Source organism: Pseudomonas sp. Ma2-10 (assembly GCF_054330215.1).
The window spans coordinates 1-24,562 of the sequence record NZ_JBTEYL010000031.1; the positions used below are offsets into that span (position 1 = coordinate 1).

The 24,562-nt window shown below is 59.4% G+C and carries 29 protein-coding genes and 2 pseudogenes; 20 read left to right on the plus strand and 11 right to left on the minus strand.

All coding sequences use genetic code 11. The annotated features are described in order from the left end of the window. The first annotated feature begins 569 nt into the window (after window positions 1-569). The gene (gene rhtA, locus ACXPVS_RS24750) at window positions 570-1,457 is read left to right on the plus strand and encodes a threonine/homoserine exporter RhtA (RefSeq protein ID WP_458512243.1); all 888 of its coding nucleotides are present in this window, start codon (window positions 570-572) and stop codon (window positions 1,455-1,457) included. A gap of 168 nt (window positions 1,458-1,625) precedes the next feature. Then, window positions 1,626-1,907, plus strand: coding sequence for a hypothetical protein (locus tag ACXPVS_RS24755; protein ID WP_458512244.1), 282 nt, complete (start codon window positions 1,626-1,628; stop codon window positions 1,905-1,907). Between the two features lie 14 nt (window positions 1,908-1,921). Here the strand turns inward: ACXPVS_RS24755 and ACXPVS_RS24760 are convergent, their stop codons facing one another. After that, window positions 1,922-2,482 carry a TetR/AcrR family transcriptional regulator gene (locus tag ACXPVS_RS24760; protein WP_458512245.1) on the minus strand — a complete coding sequence of 187 codons (561 nt, stop codon included), beginning with the start codon at window positions 2,480-2,482 and terminating at the stop codon, window positions 1,922-1,924. A 92-nt stretch (window positions 2,483-2,574) separates the two neighbouring features. Between ACXPVS_RS24760 and ACXPVS_RS24765 the strand changes: the two genes are divergently transcribed. From ACXPVS_RS24765 to ACXPVS_RS24775, 3 genes and pseudogenes are all read left to right on the plus strand, one after another. Beyond that, complete coding sequence (locus tag ACXPVS_RS24765; protein WP_458512246.1) at window positions 2,575-3,303, plus strand: SDR family oxidoreductase; 729 nt, start codon at window positions 2,575-2,577, stop codon at window positions 3,301-3,303. Between the two features lie 35 nt (window positions 3,304-3,338). After that, complete coding sequence (locus ACXPVS_RS24770; protein ID WP_458512247.1) at window positions 3,339-3,929, plus strand: 2-hydroxychromene-2-carboxylate isomerase; 591 nt, start codon at window positions 3,339-3,341, stop codon at window positions 3,927-3,929. A gap of 16 nt (window positions 3,930-3,945) precedes the next feature. After that, window positions 3,946-4,041 (plus strand): annotated as a pseudogene (locus ACXPVS_RS24775) (LysR family transcriptional regulator); the annotation flags it as partial. On the opposite strand, the gene ACXPVS_RS24780 reads toward ACXPVS_RS24775, so the two are convergent. The 4 genes from ACXPVS_RS24780 to ACXPVS_RS24795 form a co-directional block, all read right to left on the minus strand. Next, complete coding sequence (locus tag ACXPVS_RS24780) at window positions 4,037-5,845, minus strand: aminopeptidase P family protein (RefSeq protein ID WP_458512248.1); 1,809 nt, start codon at window positions 5,843-5,845, stop codon at window positions 4,037-4,039. The pseudogene ACXPVS_RS24775 and the gene ACXPVS_RS24780 overlap by 5 nt on opposite strands. A 65-nt stretch (window positions 5,846-5,910) precedes the next feature. Next, on the minus strand, window positions 5,911-7,068 hold the full coding sequence (locus tag ACXPVS_RS24785) for a cysteine desulfurase family protein (protein ID WP_458512249.1): 1,158 nt from the start codon (window positions 7,066-7,068) through the stop codon (window positions 5,911-5,913). A 204-nt stretch (window positions 7,069-7,272) separates the two neighbouring features. Further along, the gene (locus ACXPVS_RS24790) at window positions 7,273-7,887 is read right to left on the minus strand and encodes a LysE family translocator (protein WP_223431748.1); all 615 of its coding nucleotides are present in this window, start codon (window positions 7,885-7,887) and stop codon (window positions 7,273-7,275) included. Window positions 7,888-7,993: 106 nt separating this feature from the next. Beyond that, the gene (locus tag ACXPVS_RS24795; RefSeq protein WP_458512250.1) at window positions 7,994-8,263 is read right to left on the minus strand and encodes a hypothetical protein; all 270 of its coding nucleotides are present in this window, start codon (window positions 8,261-8,263) and stop codon (window positions 7,994-7,996) included. A gap of 182 nt (window positions 8,264-8,445) precedes the next feature. Between ACXPVS_RS24795 and ACXPVS_RS24800 the strand changes: the two are divergent. Beyond that, window positions 8,446-8,541 (plus strand): annotated as a pseudogene (locus ACXPVS_RS24800) (FMN reductase); the annotation flags it as partial. 59 nt (window positions 8,542-8,600) lie between these two features. Here ACXPVS_RS24800 and ACXPVS_RS24805 read toward each other — a convergent pair. Further along, a complete protein-coding gene (locus ACXPVS_RS24805; protein WP_458512251.1) occupies window positions 8,601-8,966 on the minus strand; it encodes an antibiotic biosynthesis monooxygenase in 366 nt (121 codons plus the stop codon). Window positions 8,967-9,061: 95 nt separating this feature from the next. Here ACXPVS_RS24805 and soxR point away from each other — a divergent pair, with 95 nt between their 5' ends. The 11 genes from soxR (at window position 9,062) to ACXPVS_RS24860 (ending at window position 16,603) form a co-directional block, all read left to right on the plus strand. Next, window positions 9,062-9,529, plus strand: a complete 468-nt coding sequence (soxR, locus tag ACXPVS_RS24810; RefSeq protein ID WP_458512252.1) for a redox-sensitive transcriptional activator SoxR — start codon at window positions 9,062-9,064, stop codon at window positions 9,527-9,529. Between the two features lie 2 nt (window positions 9,530-9,531). Beyond that, entirely contained in the window at window positions 9,532-9,654 is a 123-nt protein-coding gene (locus ACXPVS_RS24815; RefSeq protein WP_458512253.1) for a hypothetical protein, read from the plus strand. Window positions 9,655-9,716: 62 nt separating this feature from the next. After that, on the plus strand, window positions 9,717-10,175 hold the full coding sequence (locus tag ACXPVS_RS24820) for a VOC family protein (protein WP_458512254.1): 459 nt from the start codon (window positions 9,717-9,719) through the stop codon (window positions 10,173-10,175). Window positions 10,176-10,405: 230 nt separating this feature from the next. Then, window positions 10,406-11,605 carry a PepSY-associated TM helix domain-containing protein gene (locus ACXPVS_RS24825; RefSeq protein WP_458512255.1) on the plus strand — a complete coding sequence of 400 codons (1,200 nt, stop codon included), beginning with the start codon at window positions 10,406-10,408 and terminating at the stop codon, window positions 11,603-11,605. Next, window positions 11,602-12,144: a thiamine pyrophosphate-binding protein gene (locus tag ACXPVS_RS24830; RefSeq protein ID WP_458512256.1), complete on the plus strand. Its 543-nt coding sequence runs from the start codon at window positions 11,602-11,604 to the stop codon at window positions 12,142-12,144. Before ACXPVS_RS24825 ends, ACXPVS_RS24830 begins: the two co-directional genes overlap by 4 nt. Then, entirely contained in the window at window positions 12,141-12,470 is a 330-nt protein-coding gene (locus tag ACXPVS_RS24835; protein ID WP_458512257.1) for a hypothetical protein, read from the plus strand. Before ACXPVS_RS24830 ends, ACXPVS_RS24835 begins: the two co-directional genes overlap by 4 nt. Next, window positions 12,467-13,039: a DUF6162 family protein gene (locus ACXPVS_RS24840; protein ID WP_458512258.1), complete on the plus strand. Its 573-nt coding sequence runs from the start codon at window positions 12,467-12,469 to the stop codon at window positions 13,037-13,039. The genes ACXPVS_RS24835 and ACXPVS_RS24840 overlap by 4 nt, the downstream gene beginning before the upstream one ends. Window positions 13,040-13,074: 35 nt before the next feature. Continuing rightward, window positions 13,075-14,001, plus strand: coding sequence for a metal ABC transporter substrate-binding protein (locus tag ACXPVS_RS24845; RefSeq protein WP_458512259.1), 927 nt, complete (start codon window positions 13,075-13,077; stop codon window positions 13,999-14,001). Beyond that, window positions 13,998-14,741 carry a metal ABC transporter ATP-binding protein gene (locus tag ACXPVS_RS24850; protein WP_458512260.1) on the plus strand — a complete coding sequence of 248 codons (744 nt, stop codon included), beginning with the start codon at window positions 13,998-14,000 and terminating at the stop codon, window positions 14,739-14,741. Before ACXPVS_RS24845 ends, ACXPVS_RS24850 begins: the two co-directional genes overlap by 4 nt. Next, window positions 14,741-15,640, plus strand: a complete 900-nt coding sequence (locus ACXPVS_RS24855; protein ID WP_458512261.1) for a metal ABC transporter permease — start codon at window positions 14,741-14,743, stop codon at window positions 15,638-15,640. The genes ACXPVS_RS24850 and ACXPVS_RS24855 overlap by 1 nt, the downstream gene beginning before the upstream one ends. Further along, complete coding sequence (locus ACXPVS_RS24860) at window positions 15,641-16,603, plus strand: metal ABC transporter substrate-binding protein (protein WP_458512262.1); 963 nt, start codon at window positions 15,641-15,643, stop codon at window positions 16,601-16,603. A gap of 15 nt (window positions 16,604-16,618) precedes the next feature. On the opposite strand, the gene ACXPVS_RS24865 is transcribed toward ACXPVS_RS24860, so the two are convergent. From ACXPVS_RS24865 to ACXPVS_RS24885, 5 genes are all read right to left on the minus strand, one after another. After that, window positions 16,619-16,846, minus strand: a complete 228-nt coding sequence (locus ACXPVS_RS24865; RefSeq protein WP_458512263.1) for an MbtH family protein — start codon at window positions 16,844-16,846, stop codon at window positions 16,619-16,621. Between the two features lie 81 nt (window positions 16,847-16,927). Beyond that, complete coding sequence (locus ACXPVS_RS24870; protein WP_458512264.1) at window positions 16,928-18,340, minus strand: diaminobutyrate--2-oxoglutarate transaminase; 1,413 nt, start codon at window positions 18,338-18,340, stop codon at window positions 16,928-16,930. 77 nt (window positions 18,341-18,417) lie between these two features. Next, window positions 18,418-18,903: an N-acetyltransferase family protein gene (locus tag ACXPVS_RS24875; protein ID WP_458512265.1), complete on the minus strand. Its 486-nt coding sequence runs from the start codon at window positions 18,901-18,903 to the stop codon at window positions 18,418-18,420. 100 nt (window positions 18,904-19,003) lie between these two features. Continuing rightward, on the minus strand, window positions 19,004-20,329 hold the full coding sequence (locus ACXPVS_RS24880) for an ATP-binding protein (protein WP_458512266.1): 1,326 nt from the start codon (window positions 20,327-20,329) through the stop codon (window positions 19,004-19,006). Then, window positions 20,326-21,009, minus strand: coding sequence for a response regulator (locus ACXPVS_RS24885; protein WP_367372412.1), 684 nt, complete (start codon window positions 21,007-21,009; stop codon window positions 20,326-20,328). Before ACXPVS_RS24885 ends, ACXPVS_RS24880 begins: the two co-directional genes overlap by 4 nt. Window positions 21,010-21,162: 153 nt before the next feature. On the opposite strand from ACXPVS_RS24885, the gene dsbD reads away from it, so the two are divergent. From dsbD to dsbG, 3 genes are read left to right on the plus strand one after another with little or no spacing between them, the layout of a single operon-like run. Then, the gene (gene dsbD, locus ACXPVS_RS24890) at window positions 21,163-22,896 is read left to right on the plus strand and encodes a protein-disulfide reductase DsbD (RefSeq protein ID WP_458512267.1); all 1,734 of its coding nucleotides are present in this window, start codon (window positions 21,163-21,165) and stop codon (window positions 22,894-22,896) included. Further along, window positions 22,896-23,762: a prolipoprotein diacylglyceryl transferase family protein gene (locus ACXPVS_RS24895; RefSeq protein WP_458512268.1), complete on the plus strand. Its 867-nt coding sequence runs from the start codon at window positions 22,896-22,898 to the stop codon at window positions 23,760-23,762. Before dsbD ends, ACXPVS_RS24895 begins: the two co-directional genes overlap by 1 nt. After that, a complete protein-coding gene (gene dsbG, locus ACXPVS_RS24900) occupies window positions 23,738-24,508 on the plus strand; it encodes a thiol:disulfide interchange protein DsbG (RefSeq protein ID WP_458512269.1) in 771 nt (256 codons plus the stop codon). Before ACXPVS_RS24895 ends, dsbG begins: the two co-directional genes overlap by 25 nt. The last annotated feature ends 54 nt before the right edge of the window (window positions 24,509-24,562 follow it).

Below are 24,562 nucleotides of genomic sequence, written 5' to 3' on the forward strand. Positions count from 1 at the left end.
AATCTTGTTGACTATCAGTCTGACTCCACAAGCACCCACACGAATTGCTTGATTCAGTTGTTAAAGAGCGGTTGGTTAAGATCTTTCGTCTCAACCGAGACGCGCATTCTACAGCAGCCTCTGTTATTGTCAAGCGGTTATTTTTCGAAGTTTTCAAAGTTTCCTTTGCAACTTCAACCACTTGCGCTTCCGATCTCTCGTTAGCGGGAGGCGAATTCTACAGCGTTACCCGCTGCTGTCAACACCTCTTTTACACCGCTTTCGACCGAGAAGATCGAATCGTTAAAAGAGCCAAACAACGCCGCTCTTTCAACTCCTTCTGGGCTTCGATGACCTGAAGCAACTCGCTGCCGAAAACCGCATAACTCTTTGTTTACCAAGGAGTTTTCTGTTTCGACTGCGCCGGAAGTGGGGCGAATTATAGACGTCCAGAATCTGCCGTCAACTCTTAATTGAGCCTTTCTATAAGGATGCTCAAAATCGCCGCTTATATATAGACGCGCCCGCCATGAATGCGCAGTATATTGCCCAATAACACTCTCGCTTCCTACTTCGGACGATGCCACACCATGAATGACCAACCTCGCAGCCTTGCCACGACCCTGTTTTCGGTAGGCCTGCTATTAATAGCCATGGCATCAATCCAGTCAGGAGCCTCCCTTGCTAAAAGCATGTTCCCCATTATCGGTGCGCAAGGGACCACCACCCTGCGACTGATCTTCGCCAGCGTGATCATGATGTTGATATTGCGCCCCTGGCGAGCGAAGTTCACCGCAAAATCCCTGCGCACCGTCATCGTCTACGGAATGGCATTGGGCGGCATGAACTTCCTCTTCTATATGTCCTTGCAAACCGTCCCCCTCGGTATCGCGGTTGCGCTGGAATTCACTGGCCCACTGGCGGTAGCCATCTACGCCTCACGTCGGGCGATCGACTTTTTGTGGATAGCCCTGGCAGCCGTCGGTTTGCTGCTGTTAATACCCATGGGAGAAACGACCGCGGGGATCGATCTGGTAGGCGCCGGTTATGCATTGGGCGCAGGTATCTGCTGGGCGCTGTACATTCTGTTCGGCCAAAAGGCCGGCGCCGACAATGGCGTGCAGACCGCGGCACTGGGGGTGATGATTGCGGCATTTTTTGTAGCCCCTATCGGCATCGTCCATGCTGGAGCCGCGCTGCTCACACCCTCTCTGATCCCCGTGGCCATCGCTGTCGCCATTCTGTCCACCGCCGTGCCCTACACGCTGGAGATGATCGCCCTCACCCGAATCCCGACCCGGACATTCGGCACGTTGATGAGCATTGAACCTGCGATCGGCGCCCTGTCAGGCCTGTTGTTTCTCCATGAGTACCTTTCACTGTCACAATGGATGGCCATCATGTGCATCATTCTGGCTTCCATAGGCGCGACCATGACCATGGGGAGTACAGCCAAGCCTGCTGTCGCTGCAGATTGAGACAGGATTTGACGAGGGTCTGGTATTTGCCGCGCAATTAGGCCATGTTTAGGCCCGTAACCCAGTGTCAGACATGGATTTTTCAGATAGGGATATCAGAACGCTTCAAGCGAAAGCGAATACAGCCAAACCCGGGCGCAAAGATCCGGGGACGCTATAAGGACAGTAATGAAACGAATTTTGATACTGATCGCCGTACTTGCTGTTGCGGGCTGCGCGGCGACATCGAAGACCCAGATTAAACACGGCAAGAAAGGGATGCATATCAACTGTTCCGGGCTGTCTTCATCCTGGGACAAGTGCTACACCAGCGCTGCCAACTCGTGCGCGCCCAAAGGTTACAAGGTCATCGCCAAGTCAGGAGACGCTGTGGAAGAACCAGGCGATTACCTGTTCGGCCTCAACCCTGCAGGCTATACCAGCCGCAGCATGATCGTCATCTGCAAATAGATTGATGCCGCTTGTCAGGTTCGTGAACCTGCGATCTGACGGCCAATCTCATCGTAACTGGACTCCAGCACCGTGCGCTGGATGTCTGGCGTGGCCAGCATTCGTGCCACAACCAACGCACCGATACATTGCGACAGAATCGCCCAAGCCAGGCTGTCGCTTTCCAGAACCTGCGCCCAATTCTTCTGAAGCCGACAGATCCAGTTCTCCGCCTGCTGGCGAATCATCACGTCTGAACGTGCTATCTCAGCGCCCAATGCTGGCAAAGCACAACCAGCTTCCGGGTGTTCGACATGGGCCATGCTCAGGTAGTGTTTCAGGCAGCGCTGGAGCTTGTCACGATTCTGTTCCGCCCCTAAACGCTCCAGGCTTTGAGACAGCTCACGCTCAACAATTGAAGCAAACAGCTCATCCTTCGACGAGAAGTGACTGTAGAAAGCCCCGCCACTCAAACCGATCGCTTTCATCAAACCGTCGACACCAACCGTTGAAAAACCAGACTTCTTGGCTGACACCGCACTGCTTTCAAGTAGTTTCTCTTTGGTTTCCAGTTTGTGATTGGCCGAGTAACGCATTGCCTTGCCCTCAGGATTGATCGCCTTGACGCTTGCCGAATCGTAGCATAACGTTCGTTTAGTTAACGATCGTTTAGCAAAGGGGTCTACCCATGAACAACAAGAAGGTCGTACTGGTGGTAGGTGCAGGGGAATCCACCGGCGGCGCAATTGCAAAACGCTTTGCGCAGGAAGGGTTTGTGGCGTGTGTCACTCGCCGTAGCGCGGACAAACTCCAGCCGTTGGTGGACGCTATCAAGGCCGACGGCGGTGAAGCCCAAGGGTTTGCCTGCGATGCGCGCAAAGAAGAGGACGTCATTGCGTTAGTTGAGCAGATCGAAAGTCAGATTGGCCCAATCGAAGCGTTCATTTTCAACATCGGCGCCAATGTGCCTTGCAGCATTCTCGAAGAAACCGCGCGCAAATATTTCAAGATATGGGAAATGGCCTGCTTCTCAGGATTTCTCAACGCTCGTGAAGTGGCCAAGCGCATGGCCAAGCGTCAACGCGGAACTATTTTGTTCACCGGTGCTACCGCCGGCCTGCGTGGAGCCTCAGGATTTGCGGCGTTCGCCGGCGCCAAGCACGGGATTCGTGCCCTGGCGCAAAGCATGGCGCGTGAGCTGGGGCCGATGAACATTCACGTCGCCCATGTTGTAGTCGACGGTGCCATCGATACTGAGTTTATCCGCGAGAGCTTCCCCGAAAAGTACGTGACCAAGGACCAGGACGGCATTCTCAATCCAGACCACATTGCCGAGAACTATTGGTACCTGCACAGCCAGCCCCGTGACGCATGGACCTTTGAACTGGACCTGCGCCCCTGGAGTGAACGCTGGTAACTCCCCCTGAAAATATTAATCAGAGCGCATTGACCATGAGCAAAACCGTGGAGTTCTATTTCGACCTCGGCAGCCCCGCCACCTACCTGGCCTATACCCAATTACCGAATATTTGCGAGCGAACCGACAGCCAGTTGATCTACATACCCATCCTGCTGGGGGGTGTCTTCAAAGCCACCGGCAACGCTTCACCGGTGACCATCCCCGCCAAGGGTCGTTACATGCTTCAAGACCTGGACCGCTATGCCAAGCGCTATGGGGTGCCACTGAAGTTCAATCCCCACTTTCCTATCAACACCCTGATGCTGATGCGCGCCGTGACCGGCATGCAGTTGCGCGATCCTGTCCGCTTTCAGGTGTTCATCGATTGCCTGTTTCACGCCCTCTGGGTTGAAGGCCGCCACCTCGATGACCCGGCGACCGTCGCGTCAGTACTGATACAGAACGGTTTCGATCCAGATGAGGTGCTGGCCCTGACCGCCGATGAGGAAGTCAAAGCCGCTCTCAAGGACAACACAGCGAAAGCCGTGCAACGGGGTGTATTCGGTGCACCAAGCCTGTTTGTCGATAATCAGCTGTTCTTCGGCCAGGATCGCCTGGACTTTGTCCTTGAAGCCCTGAGTTAAATCTCGACAACCAACCGCCCCGGCGAATCGTCGCCAATCCGCCAGGGTCAAAGCCTTAGTCGACTACATGAGCCGGGCGCTCAAAGAAGCGCCTGAATTCCAACTGGTCAAATGGCCGCAGTCCGAGTGTTCAACCACTCAAGGGCTGCCCCGTCGAGCAACGGGCTCAAGCGCTCGCGTACCTCGGCGTGGTAGGCGTTGAACCACTGTTTTTCGTCATCGGTCAGCAGCGACGGTTCCAGGCAGCGAGTGTCGATCGGGCACAAGGTCAGGGTTTCGAACTTCAGGAACTCACCGAATTCGCTTTTGCCCGCCTCACGGTTCAACACCAGGTTCTCGATCCGCACACCCCAACGGCCCGGGCGGTAAGTGCCCGGTTCGATGGAGGTGATCATGCCCGGCTGCATCGCGGTTTGCGGTGCAGCGGCGGCCTGATAGGCGATGACCTGTGGGCCTTCGTGCACATTGAGGAAGTAGCCGACACCGTGACCGGTGCCGTGACCGTAATCAACGCTTTCAGCCCAGATCGGCGCGCGAGCTATCGAATCGAGCAACGGCGAGAGAATGCCACGAGGGAATTGTGCCCGGGACAACGCAATTACACCTTTGAGCACCCGCGTGCAATCGCGCATCTGCTCTTCGGTCGGCGTACCGACCGGCACCATCCGCGTGATGTCAGTGGTGCCGCCCAGGTACTGGCCGCCGGAGTCGATCAACAACAGACCGTCGCCTTCGATCACCGCGTGTTCTTCTTCGGTGGCGTGGTAGTGCGGCATCGCGCCATTGGCGTTGAATGCGGCAATGGTGTTGAAGCTCAGCGACACAAAACCCGGACGTCGGGTACGCGCGGCCGTCAGGTGTTCGTCGATGGTCAGTTCGGTGATGCGCTCACGACCCAACGCAGTGTCCAGCCAGGTGAAGAATTCGCACAGCGCCGCGCCGTCCTGCTCCATGGCCTGACGAATGTGCTCGGCATCGGCCAGGCTTTTCTGCGACTTGGCCAGCGTCGTCGGGTTCAGGCCTTCGACCAGCTTCACGCCGCTATCGAGGTTATCCAGCAAGCCGGCGGTGACGCGCGCCGGATCGACCTGCAGACTCGCCCCGCTCGGTACGGCGCGCAAGGTGGCGGCCACTTCGCTGTAATCACGCAGGGTCACACCGTCCTTTTCGAGGATAGCGCGCAACTCGGCATCGACCTTGCTCAACGCAACGAACAAGGTTGCTTGCTGCTGGCTGATCAAGGCAAAGGAAACAAACACAGGGTTGAACGACACGTCACCGCCGCGCAAGTTGAACAGCCAGGCGATGTCATCAAGGGTGGCGATGAAATGCCAGTCGGCGCCGCGATCTTTCAAAACCTCACGCAACTTGGCCAGTTTCTCGCCGCGGCTGACAGTCGCCTGAGGCGGCAGGTGTTGATAGATTGGTTCATTCGGCAGCGTCGGACGGTCGCTCCAGACTTCGTTCAATACATCGATGTCAGTGCGCAGACGTGCGCCGCGCTCTTGGAGCTTGCCACCTAACGTACGCGCCGAAGCCACGGCCATCACCGCGCCATCTACCGCGACGACGCCGCCTTCTGGGGTTTGCTCGGCCAGCCAGTCCAGCGGGCCGGGCTGCCCCGGTTGCAGCTTGACCAGTTCGATGCCGCTGCCCTTGAGTTCCTTGGTCGCCTGTTCCCAATAACGACTGTCGGCCCAGACGCCGGCAAAGTCCGGCGTAACGATCAGCGTGCCGACAGAGCCATGGAAGCCCGACAACCATTGCCGCCCTTGCCAGTAACCCGGCAGGTATTCCGACAGGTGCGGGTCGGCCGACGGCACCAGCAGAGCATGAATGCCCTCCCGGCTCATCAGTTCGCGGGTTTGCGCCAGGCGTTGAGGCACCGATCCATTGATCGAAGGCTGCGTACTCATCATGTCTCCTGCTAATCACATCATCATTATTGTTGAGTGCCGATCAACGCCGGCACTTTCAGACCTTATTGCCAAAATGCCGGAGCACTGGCGCAGGCCGCTTTGATCAGGTGTACCGCTTGGTCGATGTCCTGCTCGGTGGTGAACCGGCCGAGACTCAAGCGAATGGTGCGACTCGCCGAGCGGGCGTCATGCCCCAGGGCCAGCAGCACATGGGAGGGCGCATTGCTGGCGGAGTTGCAGGCCGAGGTCGCGGAAAACGCGATCGAGTTGCTCAACGCCGCAGAATTGAACTCACCTTCGTTGAAGGTCAGGCTCAAGGTATGAGGGATGCGCTGGCTCGGACTGCCATTGAGGCGAACGCCGGGAATACTCAACAGTTGTTCGAGCAAGCGTTCGCGCAACCGGACGATCATGGCTTTCTCTTCATCGAACGAAGAGGCCGCCAACGCGAATGCCACACCCATGGCAGCGATTTGGTGAGTCGCCAGGGTGCCGGAACGCAAACCGCCCTCATGACCACCGCCGTGAATCTGCGCCTGCACACGCTGCTGCGCGCGCGGCCCGACGTACAGCGCGCCGATGCCTTTCGGGCCGTAAATCTTGTGGGCGGAAAATGACATCAGATCCACTGGCAACCGGGCCAGATCGATCACCACTTTGCCTGCACCTTGAGCCGCGTCGACATGGAACAGCGCATCGCGAGCACGCACGACTTCGCCGATGGCCAATATGTCGTTGACCGTGCCCAGCTCGTTGTTGACCAGCATCAACGACACCAGAAAGGTGTCCTCGCGCATCGCTTCGCTGACCGCTTGCGGGGTAATCAGACCCTCGGCGTCAGGCACCAGGTAAGTCACCGCAACACCGGCGTCCTGCAACTGCTTTGCCGTGTCGAGAATCGCTTTGTGTTCGATCTGGCTGGTGATGATGTGGCCGCCAGAAACGCCGCGAGCCTGGACCACGCCCTTGAGGGCAAGGTTATTTGATTCGGTGGCACCGGAGGTCCAGACGATCTGTTGCGCCTGGGCGCCGACCAGGTCGGCGACCTGACGCCGCGCCTGCTCGACCGATTGCCGGGCCTGTTGACCGAACGCATGGGAACTGGACGCCGGATTGCCGAAGTTGCCGGTAAAACCCAGACACTCGACCATGACCTTGATGACTCGCTCATCCACCGGCGTGGTGGCGGCGTAGTCGAAATACAGAGGACGTTTATTCATAGAAAACTCACAGAGCATGTTCCGGGATCAGGAGGCTCGTCACTGAAACGTCAAAGCGCAGCCTCGTGAGTTGCGCCGGTCGTTCAGAGCGTTAGAAATACCTGATCGGAGGCCGTTAAAGAAGAGCAACTTCATTTAAAAGTGCGTAGGAACGCTCCTGAAGTCGAGCTTAACAGGCATCGGGCAACCGGTTGAAGCAATGCGTCAGCTAAAGCTTTCGAGCAACAACGGATACAGCGAAGCCACCAACAGCAAGGCCATGCCCCAGTTGAACAGCCGCAACCAGCGGCGATCTTTGAGCACGTTGCGCAACAACGTGCCACAGCCGGCCCAGACACTGACGCTCGGCAGGTTGATCAAGGCGAACACGGCCGCAATCACGATCACATTGGTGAAGTAACCCTGCATCGGCGTGTAGGTGCTGATGGCACCGATGGCCATGATCCAGGCCTTGGGATTGACCCACTGAAACGCCGCGGCGCCCAAATAGCTGATCGGCTTACTGTCGCCTTTTTCACTCTCGGAAACCGGTCCTGAGTGGGCGATTTTCCACGCCAGATACAACAAGTACGCCGCGCCGACGTAACGCAGCACGCTGTAGAGCAAAGGATAGGTTTGAAACACTGCGCCCAAGCCGAAACCCACTGCCACGACGAGCACGAAGAAGCCGCAGGTAATGCCAAGCATGTGGGGGATGGTGCGGTTAAAGCCGAAGTTCACACCTGACGCCAGCAACATCGTGTTGTTAGGGCCGGGAGTTATCGAGGTGACAAGCGCAAACAGGGCGAAGCCCAGCAGCAAATCGAGCGAGAGCGTCATGGGTGGCAGTCCATTACATTAGGGTCAGTCAGGTATTGACCCTATCGCAGGCCTTAAGGGAAACCCACGGACAGTTGCGTGAAACTTCGAGCGGTACAGTTTTCGATCAGCTAGAACGACCGTGAAGCTGTACAGCACGTTCGGCGTTCATTTCACCTTGTTTGTCGAAACTGAACGATTTTTGCGGAGGGCCGAGCAATTCGGCTTTTTTTGCGTGGTATTCATCAAAGGACAAACCTCGACGATTCAACTCCTCAAGTGCCAGCTCTCTGGTTTCTTCCGCGGTGTACGGCCGTAATTCCGGGGAAACATGGCTGGCACATCCGGCAAGCACAGAGACCGCAAGCAGCCAGAAAGTAGCGAATAGAGGTTTCATTGTGAGCGTCCTGACATCTGGGTTCGAGGCAATGAACACAGGCTACGCCGGGCATCCGATCAGCAGAAATCAACGCTCTCGATAGTGGCTATCGACTTTGACTAATGCCGCTCTGGTAAACCGCCTTATATCTCTAAGACTACTCACTGCTCCCAGAGCAACTGTTGAATAAGGAACTGCTCATGTCGCGTCCATTGAAAGCCGTTGCCCTGTCCGGCGGTACCTGGCGTCCGTCCCGCACGCGGGTGCTGAACCAGGCGCTGTTGGCGCAACTGGCCGTGAACAAACGCCGGCCCACGGAAAACCTTCGGGGCGCGCGCGTCATGCAACTTTCGATCTAACCCACCAGATTGCAGTGCAGCGCGTTGTCGTGGCTGCGTTCCAAGCTGTGCAGCACCTGGAACGAGCCGAAGGTCACGGTTCTCGCCTGGTGAGCGCGGATCAGTTGCCAGAAATCCTGCTCGCCGCTTTCAAAGGCTTTAAACGCGGCCTCTCCCGCCTCGCGTGTTTGCCATTGCAGGTAGTTGAGCACCCGCCTGCCATCGTCGCTGGCCTGGATGCTGGCACTCAGAAAACCGTTATAGCCCTGGGCGAGACGCTCGGTCTGTTTCGACAGTGCCGACACCAGTGCGGGCTGCTGATGGGGTTCGATCTCGAATTCGATCAATTGGGTGAAGCTGCGATTTTTCTCTGATGCTTGCATGAAGAGTCCCCACTGACTTGTAAGCCGGATCTTGCGATCCGAAGGCCTGCAGGGTAAAACCTCGAGTTAACTTTAGGTCAAGGGGCATTTTTTAAATGATCACCTCGGAAAATCTGCACAAGGAACTCACCGTCGGCCAAGTGGCTGCGCGCAGCGGCGTCGCGGTCACGGCACTGCACTTTTACGAATCCAAAGGTTTGATCAAAAGCAATCGCAACCAGGGCAACCAGCGGCGTTATCCACGGGAAGTGTTGCGGCGGGTGGCGTTGATCAAAGTGGCTCAGCGATTGGGGATTGCGTTGGCGGAGATTGGTGAGACATTGAAATCGCTGCCAGACAACCGGGCACCGACGGCGGCGGACTGGAAGGTGTTGTCGGCGCAGTGGAGTCGGGATCTGGATGAGCGGATCAATCATCTGACCTTGCTGCGGGACAAGCTCAATGGCTGCATTGGCTGTGGGTGTCTGTCGATGGAGGCATGCCCGTTGCGCAACTTTGGCGATGTGCTGGGGGAGCGTGGGCCAGGGGCGCAGTTGCTAGAGCCGACGGCTAGCCCGAAATAGCGATGCGGCGCAATCTGCCCTTGACAGCGGTGACGCAGCCTCGGGCAGTGATCTTTTTTGTGACCGTGGTAGATGCTGAAGAACAAAATCAAGACATCGCCATTTTTGGCAGCGCCTACACTTGATTACTCTGCTGAAAAGCGGCGAAGTGAAATCTTCCATCGACAAAAAATCAGGGAGAACCATCATGACCGTCAAACCCATTCCCGAGGGTTATCACAGCATCACCCCGTATCTGGGCATTCAAAAAGCGGCCGAAGCCATCGAGTTCTACAAGAAAGCTTTTGGCGCCACCGAAGTCATGCGCCTGTCCATGCCCGATGGCGGCATCGGCCACGCTGAACTACGCATCGGTGATTGCCCGATCATGCTTGGCACCCCGTGCGATCAGGGGCCATTGAGCACTCCGGACACGTCGCCGTCCGTGGGGCTGCACCTGTATGTGAACGATGTGGACAAATCTTATAAACAGGCGATTGCGGCTGGCGGCACGGTGGTGTCCGAGGTCAAGGATCAGTTTTATGGCGACCGCTCGGGAACCCTGAAGGATCCCTATGGGCATCTGTGGTTTCTGGCCACGCGCAAGGAGGATCTGACTCAGCAACAGATCGAGCAGCGGGCGCAGGAGATGTTTAAGCAAAGTTGATTTTTGTAGTGAATGTTAAGGCCTCTTCGCGAGCTTGCTCGCGATGAGGTCAGTCCTCCAACAATACGAAACATTTTCTTTCATATCCCTCTTCGGGATTTTCGATGCTCATCCGTCTTATTTAGATGCAGTCGCCCCGCACAGGCAAAAGCCACGGCCCGGCCCTTCATGGACCTCATCGCTGGGTAGCCCTTAGCGGCGGCCCTCTCATCGAAACAAGACCTTTAATCATGTCGAAGAAATCCCGTTCAAAACTCTGGTTTCTGGTCCATAGCTGGCTGGCATTGCCGATCTGGTTTTTCGTCCTGATCGTGTGCGTGACCGGCACCCTGGCGGTGGTCAGCCAGGAAATCGTCTGGCTGGCCAACCCGCAAATGCGCGCCAGTCAACCCTCGGACGATGCGCCGCTGCTCAGTTACGACCAGATCATCGCCGCGATCAAAAAAGCGGAGCCGAACACATTGGTCGAAAGCATCAGTCGGCCCGATGAATCGCACTTCGCCCTCGACGTGGAGGTCAGCTACCCCGACGGTCGCTCGGTGACGGTTTACGTCAATCCCTACAGCGGCACCATTCAAGGCACTGCCCCGCCATTCAATTTCAAAGCGTTTACACGCGCCCTGCATGGCTGGTGGCTGGTGCCGTTCACCAACGGTTATAGCTGGGGCTGGTACCTGGTGTCGTTTCTGAGCCTGCCATTGCTGGCGTCGTTGGTCACCGGGCTGGTGGTCTACAAGCGCTTCTGGAAAGGATTCTTGCGACCGACCTTGCGCATTCGTCACGGCGCACGGGTTTTCTGGGGCGATTTTCACCGCCTCAGCGGCCTCTGGTCGATCTGGTTCATCGCGGTGATCTCCATCACCAGCACCTGGTTTCTGATTCAGGCGTTCATGTTCGATAACCAGATTTCGATTTCCACCGCGCCGGTGGCTGCCGTGGTTTCGCGTGAAAGTGTCCCGCTGACTGCCGACGGTTCGCCAGCGCCGATGATCAGTCTCGAGACGGCCATTCGCGACGCCAAGGAACGTATTCCCGGTCTGGACGACAGCTTCGTCAGCCTGCCTGCCAATGCCTATAGCTATCTCTCGGTAGGCGGGCGCAGTTGGTATCCGCTGATGTTCCAGACCGCCGACATCAACCCGTATACCGGCGACATTGCCGCCACCCGCCTGTTGTCGGACCGTTCCGGCCTGGAACTGGTGACCGAATCCATGCGTCCGTTGCACACCGGAGATTTCGGCGGCATTTGGATCAAGCTGATCTGGTTCTTCTTCGGACTGATCCTGAGCATGATGGTCCTCAGCGGCCTGTTGATCTGGACCAAACGCACCGCCCTGGCCACCGCCAATGCCCTCAAGCGCAGCCATAAACGCCCGCGCAGTCAGACCGTTCCGGCCAACAGCCGTGAAACCACGGAGGTCAGCCAATGAGTCTGTTTACCGCTGATAAACCGGGCTCGAAACTGAGTCGTTTCTGGCACAAATGGCGCTTCCACATCAACGTTCTGTTGTTGCTGGTGCCGCTGGGGTTTATGCCTAAGTACTTCGCCGATGCGGCGCTGTTTCGCGGCGACACCGGCCTGGGTGAGCGGGAAATCGGCGAGGTTCAGGTGGGGCCCTGGAGCCTGCGCCTGGCCGAGTTGCGTAACGAAGCACCGAGTCTCGATGGCCCGGCCGGTTACATGAAGAACTTCAATGCGGCGCTGTGCGACAACTGCCGCGATCAGGTCAAGGCGACTTACCTGCGCATTGGCAAACCGCGCAGTCTGCGCGCCGCCGGGGTGATTTTCTTCGGTACGCCGTACCGCATGGGCGCGATGTTGCCAATCCCCAAGAAGACCAAAGCCGACGCCGAACTGTGGATCACCATGGAAGGCTGGGACGGCGCCATGCATCAGGCCTCCATCCCCCTGAGCCAGGCATCCCCGGCCACCCTCACCTGGTTGAACCAACAAGGAGGCAAACCATGATTAACGTTATACGTCCGCTAAGCGCCGTGCTGCTGGTGCTCTGCGCCGGTTTCAGCGCCAGCACCCTGGCCCACAACCCGATGTGCGAATGCCAAGCCATCGACGCCGAGCAGATCAAATGCACTGGCGGTTTTTCCGACGGCAGCGGCGCGCCGAGGGTGACTCTGGACGTGATCGGCTACGACGAAACCATTCTGGTGCCGGGCAAGCTCGGCGCCGATTCGACCCTGACCTTCAAGAAGCCCGGCGCCGAGTTCTACGTGCTGTTCGATGCAGGTCCCGGTCACGTCGTCGAGATTGACCAAGCGGACATCGAAGCCCCATGAGTACACCGACTACGCAAATCGTCCGCCCGGCCGGTGCCGGCCATGAAACCCTTTATGTGCTGTTGTTGTGCCTAATGATCCTCGCGGTTGCCGGCTCGGTGGTCGCCTGGCGCGGTGAGTCTCAGGAAATCAGCAGCGTTGGCAGCCATCAACTGGATGCCCGTCGTGACTTGAGCGCGTCCGAGCAAGGCATCTACGCCGACCTGCGGGTGACGCTCGACGAAATACACCTGCTGCGTCAGGAGCAACAGGCGCTCCCTGCCCCCGCCGACCTCGCCAATGAAGGTTTTGCACCGTTCGCTCAGGACGCCAGCTCCGTCAGCCGCGGCCGTCATGCCTGGCAATTGCTCGACGCCAAGGCTTACTTCGGCCAGAGCCAGACGCCCACCGTGGCGGGTTCGTTTCTGATGCGCTTGACCGCTGACGACGATGCTCCAGACGTCTGGCTCAACCGCGGCAACGCCCTCGCGGCCCCGACCGACCTTACCGACGCCGCGCTCGAAAGCGCCGGCTGGCAGCAGATCGTCGCGCAATTCGATGCCGGCGTGACCCGCCAGCACCGGCACTGATCCCCCGCCTTCACCCAAGAGAAGACCGCTTGCCCATGCTTATTTCATCTCAACGTTCTTTCTTGCGCCTGATGTGGGTCGGTTTACTGACGTGTCTGCTGACCCCGCTGGCCAATGCCGACGAGGCCACGCGCCTGCGCATCGGCATCACCCTGCACCCTTATTACAGCTACGTGGCCAACATCGTCGGTGACAAGGCCGAGGTGGTGCCGCTGATTCCGGCCGGTTTCAACCCGCATGCCTACGAGCCGCGCGCCGCAGACATCAAGCGCATCAGCGGCCTGGACGTGGTCGTGCTCAACGGCGTCGGTCATGACGACTTCGCCGACCGCATGATCGCCGCCAGCGAAACCCCGAACATTGCGGTGATCGAAGCCAACGAAAACGTACCGTTGCTGGCCGCCACCGGGATTGCCGCCCGTGGCGCCGGCAACGTCGTAAACCCGCATACGTTTCTGTCGATCAGCGCCTCGATTGCCCAGGTCAACAACATCGCCCGGGAACTGGGCAAGCTCGACCCGGTCAACGCCAAGACCTACACCCAAAACGCCCGCGCCTACGGCAAGCGCCTGCGGCAGATGCGCGCCGACGCCCTGGCGAAACTGACCCAGGCACCGAACGCCGAACTGCGGGTGGCCACGGTTCATGCGGCTTACGACTATTTGCTGCGCGAATTTGGCCTGGAAGTGACCGCCGTGGTCGAACCGGCCCACGGCATCGAACCGAGCCCGAGCCAGCTGAAAAAGACCATCGATCAGTTGCGCGAACTGGATGTGAAAGTGATCTTCTCGGAGATGGATTTCCCGTCCACCTACGTCGACACCATCCAGCGTGAATCCGGGGTGAAGCTGTACCCGCTGTCGCACATTTCCTATGGCGAATACACCGGTGACAAGTACGAAAAGGAAATGGCCGGTAACCTCAACACCGTGGTCCGGGCGATTCAGGAGTCCGGCCAATGAGCGCTCAAGAACATCTGCTCGTACATACTGCCGGCCCGACCCTCGATTTCGCCGACGTCAGCCTGACCCTCGGCCGCACGACGATCCTCGACAACGTCACTTTTCAGGTCCGGCCCGGCAGCGTGCATGCGCTGGTCGGCCCCAACGGCGGCGGCAAAAGTTCGCTGATCAAGACCCTGCTCGGGCAGATGCCCCATCAGGGTCGTCTGAGTCTGCAATGGCACGGCACACCTGGAACCATCGGCTACGTGCCTCAAGCCCTGGAATTCGACCGGGGTTTGCCGATGACCGTCGACGATTTCATGGCTGCGATGTGCCAGCGGCGCCCGGCGTTTCTCGGGTTGAGCAAGCACTACGCCGCCGCGATTGGCGAAGCCCTGGAAAGGGTCGGCATGCAGGACAAACGCAAACGGCGCATGGGGGCGTTGTCCGGCGGTGAACGCCAGCGGGTGTTGCTGGCTCAGGGACTGATTCCCGCGCCGCAGTTGCTGGTGCTCGACGAACCGATGTCGGCGCTCGACGAGGCCGGAGTTCAGGTGTTCGAACGGCTGCTCGGTGACTGGCGTCAAAACGCAATTACCGTGCTGTGGATCGAGCATGATCTGGAAGCGGTTGGACGGCTGGCGGATCGCGTCACCGGGCTTAATCGCCGGGTACTGTTCGATGCCGCGCCGAAACAAGCGCTGACCCCGGAACGCCTGCTGAGCCTGTTTTCGACCCATCCACGGAGCGCTGCCTGATGAGTTACGAAGCCTTCCGTTTGATGGTCCAGGGCTGGGCCTCGTCAGGTTATTTGCCTGAGGCGCTGGCCTATGGATTTGTAGTCAACGCGTTGCTCGCCGGCTTGCTGATCGGCCCCGTGCTGGGCGGCTTGGGTACGTTGGTGGTGGTCAAGCGCCTCGCGTTTTTCTCCGAAGCGGTAGGCCACGCAGCATTGACCGGCGTGGCCATCGGCATTCTGCTGGGCGAACCGTACACAGGGCCTTACGGCAGCCTGTTCGGCTACTGCTTATTGTTTGGCATTTTGCTGAACTACCTGCGCAATCGCACGGGTCTGGCGCCGGACACCTTGATCGGCGTGTTTCTTTCCGTGTCGTTGGCACTGGGTGCCAGTCTGCTGCTGATTCTGGCGGGCAAGATCAACGTACATATCCTCGAAAACGTGTTGTTCGGTTCGGTGCTGACCGTCAACGGCAATGACCTGCTGGTGTTGGCCATCGTCGGTTCGCTGGTCATGGCCCTGGCCTTGCCGCTGTACAACCGCATCATGCTGGCCAGTTTCAATCCGCAACTGGCGGCCGTGCGGGGAGTGGCGGTGAAGCCCCTGGATTATCTGTTTGTGATTCTGGTGACCCTGATCACCGTGGCGGCGGTAAAAGTCATCGGTGCGATTCTGGTCGGTGCTCTGTTGGTGATTCCGGCGGCAGCGGCGCGATTGCTGAGTCAGTCGCTGAAGGGCTTCTTCTGGTGTTCGGTGCTGATCGCTACGATCAGCACACTGTGCGGGATTCTCGCGCCGATTGTCTTCGACCTGCCTATCCCGTCCGGCGCCGCGATCATTCTGGTGGCCGGTATCGCCTTCGCTCTCGCCGCCATCGCGCGTGGCGTTGTCCCCAGCCTGAAAGGGAATCTCGGATAAATGTCTTTTACTTTGCGTCAATTGACCCTGGCTCTGACCTTCACATTGCCCTTGTGCGGGCTGGTCAATACATCCATCGCGGCTGATAGCGCCAAACCGCTGCGCGTGCTGGCGTCCTTGCCGATCACTTATGGTCTGGGCGAAGTCTTGCTCAAGGGCACCGACGTCAACCTTGAACGTGCCGCGCCCGAGAACCTGCCCGGCAGCCGTCAGACCGCGTACTTCACTGGTCGTGGCGCCCCGGCGCTGGCCAAACTGGCGACCGACGCCGATGCGGTGATTGGTCTGCGTTCATTGTGGGCGGATGATCCGCTTTACCCGATCTCCCGGCGCAGCAACATCCGCATCATCGAGGTCGACGCCGCGCGCCCGGTAGACGGCGCCCTGCCTGGCATCGCCGTGCAACCCGACAACGCGGTTGATGGGTTGAACAGTCAGCCGTGGTTTTCCAGTAACAACATGGGACGGATGGCGGACGTCATGGCGGCGGACCTGGTGCGCCTGGCGCCCGAGGCCAAGCCGAAGATCGAGGCTAACCTGGCAGCGCTCAAACAGCGCTTGCTCAAGTTCAGCGCCGACAGCGAAGCGCGGCTGGCCAGTGCCGATAACCCCAGCGTGATGAGCCTGAGTGATCACTTTGGCTATCTGATTAGCGGCCTCAATCTGGAGCTGATCGGCCTCGATGCACGGCCGGACGCCGAGTGGACACCTGAAGCGCTCAAGCAATTAGGGGCGACGCTCAAGGACAATGACGTGGCGGTGGTGCTGCACCATCGACAGCCGTCGGAGGCGGTGAAAGCGCTGATTGCTGAGGCGGGGAGTCGGTTGGTGGTGTTGAGTGTGGATGCGGCGGATCCGGTGACCGAGCTGGAGGGGAATGTGGATTTGCTGATCAAAGGATTGAGCGGTAAACCTGCCGCTGAGGAAGATCGTTCCCACGCGCTGCGTGAGAACGATCAGTGAAAACAGCCCGCTGACTTAGTGAGCCACAGCCGCCTGTGCTTCCATTTTCTGACGCAGGCTCAGCGGACGCATGTCAGTCCAGGTTTCTTCGATGTAAGCCAGGCATTCCTTCTTCAAGCCGCTCTTGCCTACGGTGCGCCAGCCTGCTGGCACGGCTTTGTAGTCGGGCCAGATCGAGTACTGCTCTTCGTGGTTGACCACGACCTGAAAGAGGATGTCCTCGCGGTCGAATACTGAAGTCATGGTGTTTCTCCATCGTTTTAGGGTGGGCTGCACTGCGTGCGCAGCCGTTAGGTAGAAGGAACGTGTCAGAGGCTGAGAAATTTAGAGGCTGGCGGTAGCAGCAGCCATGGCCCTGCCGAAAATCTCGGCTACCCGATCGATTTCCGCGGCGGTGATCACCAGTGGCGGCAGGAAACGCACCACACCGCCATGACGGCCGCCCAGCTCAAGGATCAAACCGCGTTTGAGGCATTCACGCTGCACCAGCGGCGCCAGACGACCGAAAATCGGCGGATGACCCAAGGCATCCAGCGCGCCCGTCGGATCGACCAATTCGACGCCAAGCATCAAGCCGCGACCGCGGATATCTCCCAGTTGCGGGAAGTCCCGCTGCAGGATGTGCAAGTGTTCGCTCAGGCGTTCGCCCATGGCGGCTGCGTGCTCGCAGACCTTGTGTTCGGTCAGGTATCGCATCACCGCAGAACCTGCGGCCATGGCCATCTGATTGCCACGGAAGGTCCCGGCATGGGCGCCCGGCAGCCAGGTGTCGAGCCAGTCACGATAGACCACCACGGCCAGCGGCAAACTGCCGCCAATGGCTTTGGACATGACCACCACGTCCGGAATGATCCCGGCGTGTTCGAAGGCGAACATCTTGCCGGTGCGGGCAAAACCGCTCTGAATCTCGTCGACGATCAGCGCGACACCGGCCTTTTCGGTAATCCGCCGCAGGCCGCGCAGCCAGTCGAGATCGGCCGGGATCACCCCACCCTCGCCTTGCACCACTTCAACGATCACCGCTGCGGGTAACTGCACGCCGGCTTCTGGATCATTGAGCAGGTTTTCCAGGTAGTTGAGGTTGACCCTCACACCTTGCGCGCCGCCGAGACCAAACGGGCAGCGGTAATCATAGGGATACGGCATGAACTGCACGCCACTGCCGAGCAAGGCGCCCAAGGGTTTCTTCGGCCCCAGACTGCCCATCAGGCTCAGCGCGCCCTGGCTCATGCCGTGATAACCGCCCTGGAACGACAACACGGTGCTGCGCCCGGTGGCGGTGCGCACCAGTTTCAGCGCGGCTTCCACCGCGTCGGTGCCGGTCGGGCCACAGAACTGGATCTTGGCTTCAGCGGCCAGAGCCTGTGGCAGCAGACCGAACAGGTCCTGAACGAACTGATCTTTGACCGGGGTGGTCAGGTCGAGGGTGTGCAGCGGCAGTTCATCGGTCAGCACTTGCTGGATCGCTTCGATCACCACCGGATGGTTATGCCCAAGGGCCAACGTCCCAGCGCCGGCCAGGCAATCGATGAAACGGCGACCTTCGACGTCTTCGACATAAATGCCCTTGGCCCGTTTGAGGGCCAGAGGAATGCGTCGCGGGTAGCTGCGGGCATTCGATTCCTGCTGATTTTGACGGGCCAGCAGCGGCGATTCGTTGAACTGATAAAGCGTCTCGGTCGACGCCGGAGTGATCCGGGCCGACTGATCTTCCATAAGGCTGGTAGCGACTGACATCTCTCGACCCCTCAATAAGGTTTTCCTGTTCTGGAAACGCATCAGGGCGCCGAGGATTTAGACCCTCGATCAGCTTTCTATGCAGGGGGTGGCAGCGCTTTGTGCATGGGAATGGCGTGGAGCCCGGCAACGGCGAAGGTTTCGGCGCAAGGCTGGTAACCCAGATATCGGTAAAACGCTTCACTGGTGCGGGTGCTGTTGAGGCGGGCCTGGCGCAAACCCCGATCGGTCAACCAGCCTTCAAGGTCGTGCACCAGCGCTTGCCCGGCACCGCGCCGGAACCATTCCGGCTGCACGTAGCAGAACGCGACCTTGCCGCTGATCGCCGCCATCGCGACGCCGACCGGTTTGTCCTGCAACAGGGCGATGTTCAGGTACAACCGCTCGTCGGTCAGCCAGGGCTGCACGTGTACGATGGTTTTGTTGTGGGTCCAGGTGGCGACGGTTAGCGGGTCGTTGCGATGGTCGAGCACGCAACCCACGCGAATGGAGCGTTCGACGATCCGGCTGATAATGCCGGCGTCGGCGGGGGTTGCCTTGCAGATGTGTAGGGATGCATCCATGACGCCGTTACCTCAATCCATTGAGTCAAAGCTGCCGGTGACGATAACGCCGGTGGTGGCTCGAATGCCATTGGAGAGAAGTTACATTTGATGTTGTTTGTTAGCTGGGTTGCAACGGCATGGTCAGTTCGACTCGCAACCCGTCCGGCCGACTGTCGAAATGCAACGTACAACCGCAGCGCTGGACGATCGCCTGAACAATCGCCAGGCCCAGGCCGCAGCCAGTGCTCTGGCTGTTGCGCCAGAAGCGTTGGGTCAAGTGTTGCAGATCGTCTTCGGCAATGCCCGAGCCATGGTCGCGAACCACAAACTGCACGCGGTTGTCGGTGGTTTGCAGACTCAACTCCACCACGCCCTCGCCCGGGGTATGACGCAGCGCGTTGTCCAGCAGGTTGCGCAGCGCGGCAATCGACAGCACCGCAGGCATTTGCACCGGGGCGTGAGAGATTTTCAGCGGCATCTCAAATTTGATCCGCTGACGATCACCGCTGGCGGCGTCCTGAATCGCCAGTTTCGCCACCTGCTCGGCGCTGCATTGCACGCCGTCATCGAACGACAGACTGCCCTCGACCCGCGCCAGCAGCAGCAATTGTTCAAGGGTCCGGTGCAGGCGATCGGCGCCCTCTTCGGCCCGGGCCAGGGATTGATCCCGGGCCGCGCCTTCGGTCATGCGCGCCACTTGCAGGTGAGTCTTGATCGCCGTCAGCGGGCTGCGCAATTCATGGGCGGCGTCACCGGTCAAGCGGCGTTCCCGCTCGATGGTCTTGCCAATCCGTTGGAACAGCTGATTCTGGGTGTCCAGCAACGGTTGCAGTTCGCTGGGCAGCGGCTGGATCTGCAGCGGTTCCAGAGAGTCGGCGCTGCGGCTCATTAAAGCATCGCGCATGCGGTTGAGTGGCGCCAGCCCCTGGCCGATTCCCAGCCAGAGCAGGCATAGGCAACCGAGCAAAGCCACGCCCACTGGCACCGAAGCCGCCAGCAGAATCGACATGTTCAGCGCCTCACGCTCGATCTGCCGGTCGGCGGTGGTGATGCGCACGTCGCCGCGAGCCAGGGTGAAACTGCGCCACGGTGCACCGTCGATCATCTGGTCGTGGAAGCCCATTTTTTCGGCTTCCAGGGTTTGTTGCGGACCGGTGTGACTGCGGGCGAGGATTTCGCCACGCAACGAACTGACCTGGCAGGCCATGCCGCCGGGGAGGTTCAGTTGTTCAGCACTGAAATGGGTGCCCTCGCCTTTGCTCGGCAACGCCGGTAATTGTTCCATCAGGCCAGCGACCATACGAGCCGAAGCCACCAGCCGCTGATCGAGGGAAAACATCATCTGATTGCGCAAATCGCTGAGCATCCAGGCCGCCGCCAACGCCCAGATCAACGCAAAAGCGGCGCCGAGTGTCAGGCTCAGGCGCAAACGCAGGCTCATCACTTTTTCAATTCCTCTGCGCCATCGGCCGGCCCCAGGCGATAACCCAGACCGCGCACCGTCTCGACAATGCCATTGCCGAGTTTGCGCCGCAGGTGGTGGATATGCACATTGAGCGCGTTGCTTTCCAGTTCATCGTTAAAACCATAAACGCTGTCTTTCAGTTGCTCGGTCGACAACACCCGGCCCCGGTTATGCAGCAGGGCCTGCAACAGCGACTGCTCACGACGGGAAAGGTCCACCGACTGGCCACCGAGCATGGTTTCGCGGCTGCTTGGGTCGTAGGTCAGGCGACCGTGTTCGATCAGGTTGACGCTGCGCCCCGCCACCCGTCGTAGCAGGGTATGCAGGCGCGCGGCGAGTTCGCGCAGGTCGAAAGGCTTGAGCAAGTAATCGTCAGCGCCGGCTTGCAAGCCGTCGACGCGGTCGGTGACTGAATCCCGGGCAGTGAGGATCAACACCGGGATTTCCAGACCGCTGTGTCGCAACTGCTGCAGCAGCTTCAAACCGTCTTCATCGGGCAGACCGAGGTCGAGCACCATCACATCGAACTCGGCGACCTTGAGCATCGCCCGGGCAGACGATGCGGTGGCGACATGCTCTACCGTCAGGCCCTGAGCGGTGAGGCCGGCGACAATGCCGCTGGCGATCAACTCGTCATCTTCGCAAACCAGTACGTGCATGGTGAGACCTGTTGAAAAAAAGTGATTAGGCCGGTGGCCGATTAAGCGGACATTATGCCGCAAGCGCCATTGTCACAAGGCCATTGTGGTTAATCATTGGTTAATCGCCGCCTCCCATCCTGCACCTCACTTGCACAGGGATAAGGCTTACCCATGCGTCGATTGTTTCTATTTTTGGTTCTCTTGATCTCGGGTGTGGCCCAGGCAGGGACTGATCCGTTCGCGACCACACCGGATTTTCTTCCCGTCGACAAGGCGTTCGTCTTCACCTCCGAACGTCTTGAGTCCGGTGAAACCCAGCTGTATTGGCAAATTTCCGACGGTTATTACCTTTATCAAAAACGCCTGAAATTCGACGGTTTACCTGCGCAACAGCAACCTGTGTTGCCGGAAGGCGAAGCGCACAGCGACGAGTTTTTCGGCGAACAGCAGGTCTATCGCCAAGGCCTGGAGTTGAAGATTCCGGCGGGTGCTACGGGTCAGGTCAAGGTCGGCTTCCAGGGCTGTGCCGATGCCGGTCTGTGCTACCCACCGCAAACTCAGGTCGTAGACCTTGGCGGCAATGTCGCGGGCGCAGCCGACGAAGCACCGGACCAAGCCCTGGCCAGCGGCCTGCAACAACGGGCGTTGGGCTGGAGCTTGCTGGTGTTCTTTGGCTTGGGCCTGTTGCTCGCTTTCACCCCTTGCTCATTGCCCATGCTGCCGATTCTGGCCGGTCTGATCGTCGGCAGTGGCGCGACGCCTAAACGTGGTTTCTCTCTCGCCACCAGCTATGTCATCAGCATGGCGCTGGTGTATGCAGCGATGGGCGTACTGGCCGCGCTGCTCGGGGCGAATCTGCAGGCGTTGTTGCAGAACCCCTGGTTGCTGGGCAGTTTCGCGGCTGTGTTTGTGTTGCTGGCGTTGCCGATGTTCGGCTTCTTCGAGTTGCAACTGCCGGTGGCCGTGCGTGATCGATTGGAAAATGTCTCGCGCAATCAACGCGGCGGCAGCCTGTTCGGCGCCGGTGTGCTGGGGGCGTTGTCCGGTTTGCTGGTGGGTCCGTGCATGACCGCCCCGCTGGCGGGCGCCCTGCTTTACATCGCTCAAAGCGGCAATGCGTTGCATGGCGGGTTGATTCTGTTCGCCATGGGCATCGGCATCGGCGTGCCGCTGTTGTTGCTGGTGACCGTCGGCAATCGCTTCCTGCCCAAACCGGGCGCGTGGATGAACCTGCTCAAAGGTGTGTTCGGCTTCCTGTTCCTCGCCACCGCGTTGCTGATGCTGCGTCCGGTGCTGGATGAATCATTGTGGATTGGTTTGTGCGGCGCATTGCTGCTGATTGCCGCGTACTGCGCCTGGAAGCAATCGGAAGGTTTCGGTCGCATAGCCCAGGTGTTCGGCGCCAGCTCACTGTTACTGGGTATGTGGGGCAGCCTGCTGATGATTGGAGCCGCCGGCGGCAGCGACGACCTGTTGAAGCCATTGCAGGTCTACAGCGCTTCAAACTCGAGCAGCACCGCAAACCCGGTCGGTCACGACGCGTTCACCACGATCAAGGACCCGACAGCTCTGCAACGGGAGCTCGACGCGGCACAGGCTCAAGGCCAGTGGGTGCTGCTGGACTACTACGCCGACTGGTGCGTGTCGTGCAAGGTCATGGAAAAACAGGTGTTCGGCAAAGCTCATGTACTGCAAGCCTTGAGCGATGTGCGCTTGCTACGGCTGGACGTCACCGCCGACAATGCCGCCAGCCGCGAACTGCTCGGCCGTTATAAGGTGCCGGGACCACCGAGCCTGCTGTGGATCGGTGCCGACGGCATCGAGCGTCGCAGCCAGCGCATCACCGGCGAGGTCGATGCCGACACTTTCCTGCAACGCTGGACCACCACCCGAGACGCCCGTTAATGCTGACCTTTACCCTCGGCACTTTTGCCATCGCGCTTAATCACCTGCTGCTGATCAGTGCCCTGGCGCTGGCGACTTTCATCGGCTGGCGAGTGGCCAAGCGCGGCGGCGAGAATCCGGAGTCGGTGCTGTTCAGCCTGTTCCTGCTGGGCATGCTGGCCGCCCGGGTCAGTTTTGTGGCCGTGTACTGGGCCTATTATCACGATGACAGGTGGCAGATCATCGACCTGCGCGACGGCGGTTTCCTCGCCTGGCCGGGTGTGATCGTGCTGCTGCTTGCCGGGTTTTATCTAAGCTGGCGTCGCCCGGGCTTGCGACGCCCGTTGGGCTTTGGCGTGGCCAGCGGCCTGGCGTTCTGGCTGCTGGCGACCTTCTCCCTGACCCTTTACGAACAAGGCACACGCCTGCCGGAAATTACCCTGCGCAATGCCGCCGGTGAAACCGTGCAACTGACGGACTACAAGGGCGGCCCGTTGGTGATCAATCTCTGGGCCACCTGGTGTCCGCCGTGCCGTCGGGAAATGCCGGTACTGGAAAACGCCCAACAACACCGTCCGGACCTGACGTTCCTGTTCGTCAATCAGGCTGAAAGCATGCAAAGCGTCAGTACTTTTCTGGAAACCCAGGGCCTGAGTCTGTCCAACATACTTTTTGACGGCAGTGGCCGATTGGGCCAGGCCGTCGGCTCCATGGCGTTGCCGACTACGCTGTTCTATAGCCCCGACGGTCGCCTGCTGGGCAGCCATCTGGGAGAGCTGTCGGAAGCCAGCCTGGCCCGTGCCCTGGAAAACTTCGACACCCCGAATTCTGCCTCACCGGCCACCTCTTCAAGGAAACTGCCATGCCCCGCCTCCGCCACCTGCTGACGTTGACCCTGGGCGCTGCCCTACTGCATCTACCGTCGGTGCAGGCCGCCGAAGAACTGCCCGAAGCGATCAAGAAAATCGAAGCCAAGGGCGCGAAAATCGTTGGCCAGTTCGACGCACCCGACGGCTTGCGCGGTTACGCGGCGCAGTACCAGAACCGTGGCATGGCGTTGTACCTGACCCCGGATGGCAAGCACGTGCTGCTCGGCAATCTGTACGACGCCGAGGGCAACGACCTGAGCAACGCGCCGTTGCAGAAGCTGGTTTACGCACCGATGTCCAAGGAAGTCTGGAGCAAGATGGAAGCCAGCAACTGGATCGGTGACGGGAAGAAAGAGGCACCGCGGATCGTGTACCTGTTCAGCGATCCGAACTGCCCGTATTGCAACGTGTTCTGGGAACAGGCGCGGCCATGGGTCAAGGCTGGCAAGGTGCAACTGCGGCACATCATGGTCGGCATCATTCGCGAAGACAGTCCGGGGAAATCGGCTGCACTGCTGGCCGCCAAGGATCCGCAGAAAGCGCTGGAAGACCATGAGAAGGCTGGCAAGGGAAGTTCGCTAAAAGCCCTGAAAAACGTGCCCCCGGCGATCCAGGCGAAACTGGCGGCGAACATGCAGTTGATGGAAGATCTGGAGCTGCAGGCCACCCCGGCGATTTTCTACATGGACGACAAGGGCGAGCTGCAACAACACCAAGGCGCGCCGTCGCCGGACAAGTTGGTGAAGATTCTCGGGCCTAAGTGACCAAAAAGCGTGGCGCAGAGCGCCACAGGATGCGTTCCCACGCAGAGCGTGGGA

Coding starts and splice junctions, on each gene's coding strand:
- ACXPVS_RS24895 (WP_458512268.1), top strand. CDS start 22,896: ATGCTGACCTTTACCCTCGGCACTTTTGCCATCGCGCTTAATCACCTG.
- ACXPVS_RS24850 (WP_458512260.1), top strand. CDS start 13,998: ATGAGCGCTCAAGAACATCTGCTCGTACATACTGCCGGCCCGACCCTC.
- ACXPVS_RS24835 (WP_458512257.1), top strand. CDS start 12,141: ATGATTAACGTTATACGTCCGCTAAGCGCCGTGCTGCTGGTGCTCTGC.
- dsbD (WP_458512267.1), top strand. CDS start 21,163: ATGCGTCGATTGTTTCTATTTTTGGTTCTCTTGATCTCGGGTGTGGCC.
- ACXPVS_RS24865 (WP_458512263.1), bottom strand. CDS start 16,846: ATGACTTCAGTATTCGACCGCGAGGACATCCTCTTTCAGGTCGTGGTC.
- ACXPVS_RS24870 (WP_458512264.1), bottom strand. CDS start 18,340: ATGTCAGTCGCTACCAGCCTTATGGAAGATCAGTCGGCCCGGATCACT.
- ACXPVS_RS24770 (WP_458512247.1), top strand. CDS start 3,339: ATGAGCAAAACCGTGGAGTTCTATTTCGACCTCGGCAGCCCCGCCACC.
- ACXPVS_RS24875 (WP_458512265.1), bottom strand. CDS start 18,903: ATGGATGCATCCCTACACATCTGCAAGGCAACCCCCGCCGACGCCGGC.
- ACXPVS_RS24815 (WP_458512253.1), top strand. CDS start 9,532: ATGCGGCGCAATCTGCCCTTGACAGCGGTGACGCAGCCTCGGGCAGTG.
- ACXPVS_RS24860 (WP_458512262.1), top strand. CDS start 15,641: ATGTCTTTTACTTTGCGTCAATTGACCCTGGCTCTGACCTTCACATTG.
- ACXPVS_RS24755 (WP_458512244.1), top strand. CDS start 1,626: ATGAAACGAATTTTGATACTGATCGCCGTACTTGCTGTTGCGGGCTGC.
- ACXPVS_RS24760 (WP_458512245.1), bottom strand. CDS start 2,482: ATGCGTTACTCGGCCAATCACAAACTGGAAACCAAAGAGAAACTACTT.
- dsbG (WP_458512269.1), top strand. CDS start 23,738: ATGCCCCGCCTCCGCCACCTGCTGACGTTGACCCTGGGCGCTGCCCTA.
- ACXPVS_RS24820 (WP_458512254.1), top strand. CDS start 9,717: ATGACCGTCAAACCCATTCCCGAGGGTTATCACAGCATCACCCCGTAT.
- ACXPVS_RS24795 (WP_458512250.1), bottom strand. CDS start 8,263: ATGAAACCTCTATTCGCTACTTTCTGGCTGCTTGCGGTCTCTGTGCTT.
- soxR (WP_458512252.1), top strand. CDS start 9,062: ATGATCACCTCGGAAAATCTGCACAAGGAACTCACCGTCGGCCAAGTG.
- ACXPVS_RS24780 (WP_458512248.1), bottom strand. CDS start 5,845: ATGAGTACGCAGCCTTCGATCAATGGATCGGTGCCTCAACGCCTGGCG.
- ACXPVS_RS24765 (WP_458512246.1), top strand. CDS start 2,575: ATGAACAACAAGAAGGTCGTACTGGTGGTAGGTGCAGGGGAATCCACC.
- ACXPVS_RS24885 (WP_367372412.1), bottom strand. CDS start 21,009: ATGCACGTACTGGTTTGCGAAGATGACGAGTTGATCGCCAGCGGCATT.
- ACXPVS_RS24825 (WP_458512255.1), top strand. CDS start 10,406: ATGTCGAAGAAATCCCGTTCAAAACTCTGGTTTCTGGTCCATAGCTGG.
- ACXPVS_RS24805 (WP_458512251.1), bottom strand. CDS start 8,966: ATGCAAGCATCAGAGAAAAATCGCAGCTTCACCCAATTGATCGAATTC.
- rhtA (WP_458512243.1), top strand. CDS start 570: ATGAATGACCAACCTCGCAGCCTTGCCACGACCCTGTTTTCGGTAGGC.
- ACXPVS_RS24785 (WP_458512249.1), bottom strand. CDS start 7,068: ATGAATAAACGTCCTCTGTATTTCGACTACGCCGCCACCACGCCGGTG.
- ACXPVS_RS24830 (WP_458512256.1), top strand. CDS start 11,602: ATGAGTCTGTTTACCGCTGATAAACCGGGCTCGAAACTGAGTCGTTTC.
- ACXPVS_RS24840 (WP_458512258.1), top strand. CDS start 12,467: ATGAGTACACCGACTACGCAAATCGTCCGCCCGGCCGGTGCCGGCCAT.
- ACXPVS_RS24790 (WP_223431748.1), bottom strand. CDS start 7,887: ATGACGCTCTCGCTCGATTTGCTGCTGGGCTTCGCCCTGTTTGCGCTT.
- ACXPVS_RS24845 (WP_458512259.1), top strand. CDS start 13,075: ATGCTTATTTCATCTCAACGTTCTTTCTTGCGCCTGATGTGGGTCGGT.
- ACXPVS_RS24855 (WP_458512261.1), top strand. CDS start 14,741: ATGAGTTACGAAGCCTTCCGTTTGATGGTCCAGGGCTGGGCCTCGTCA.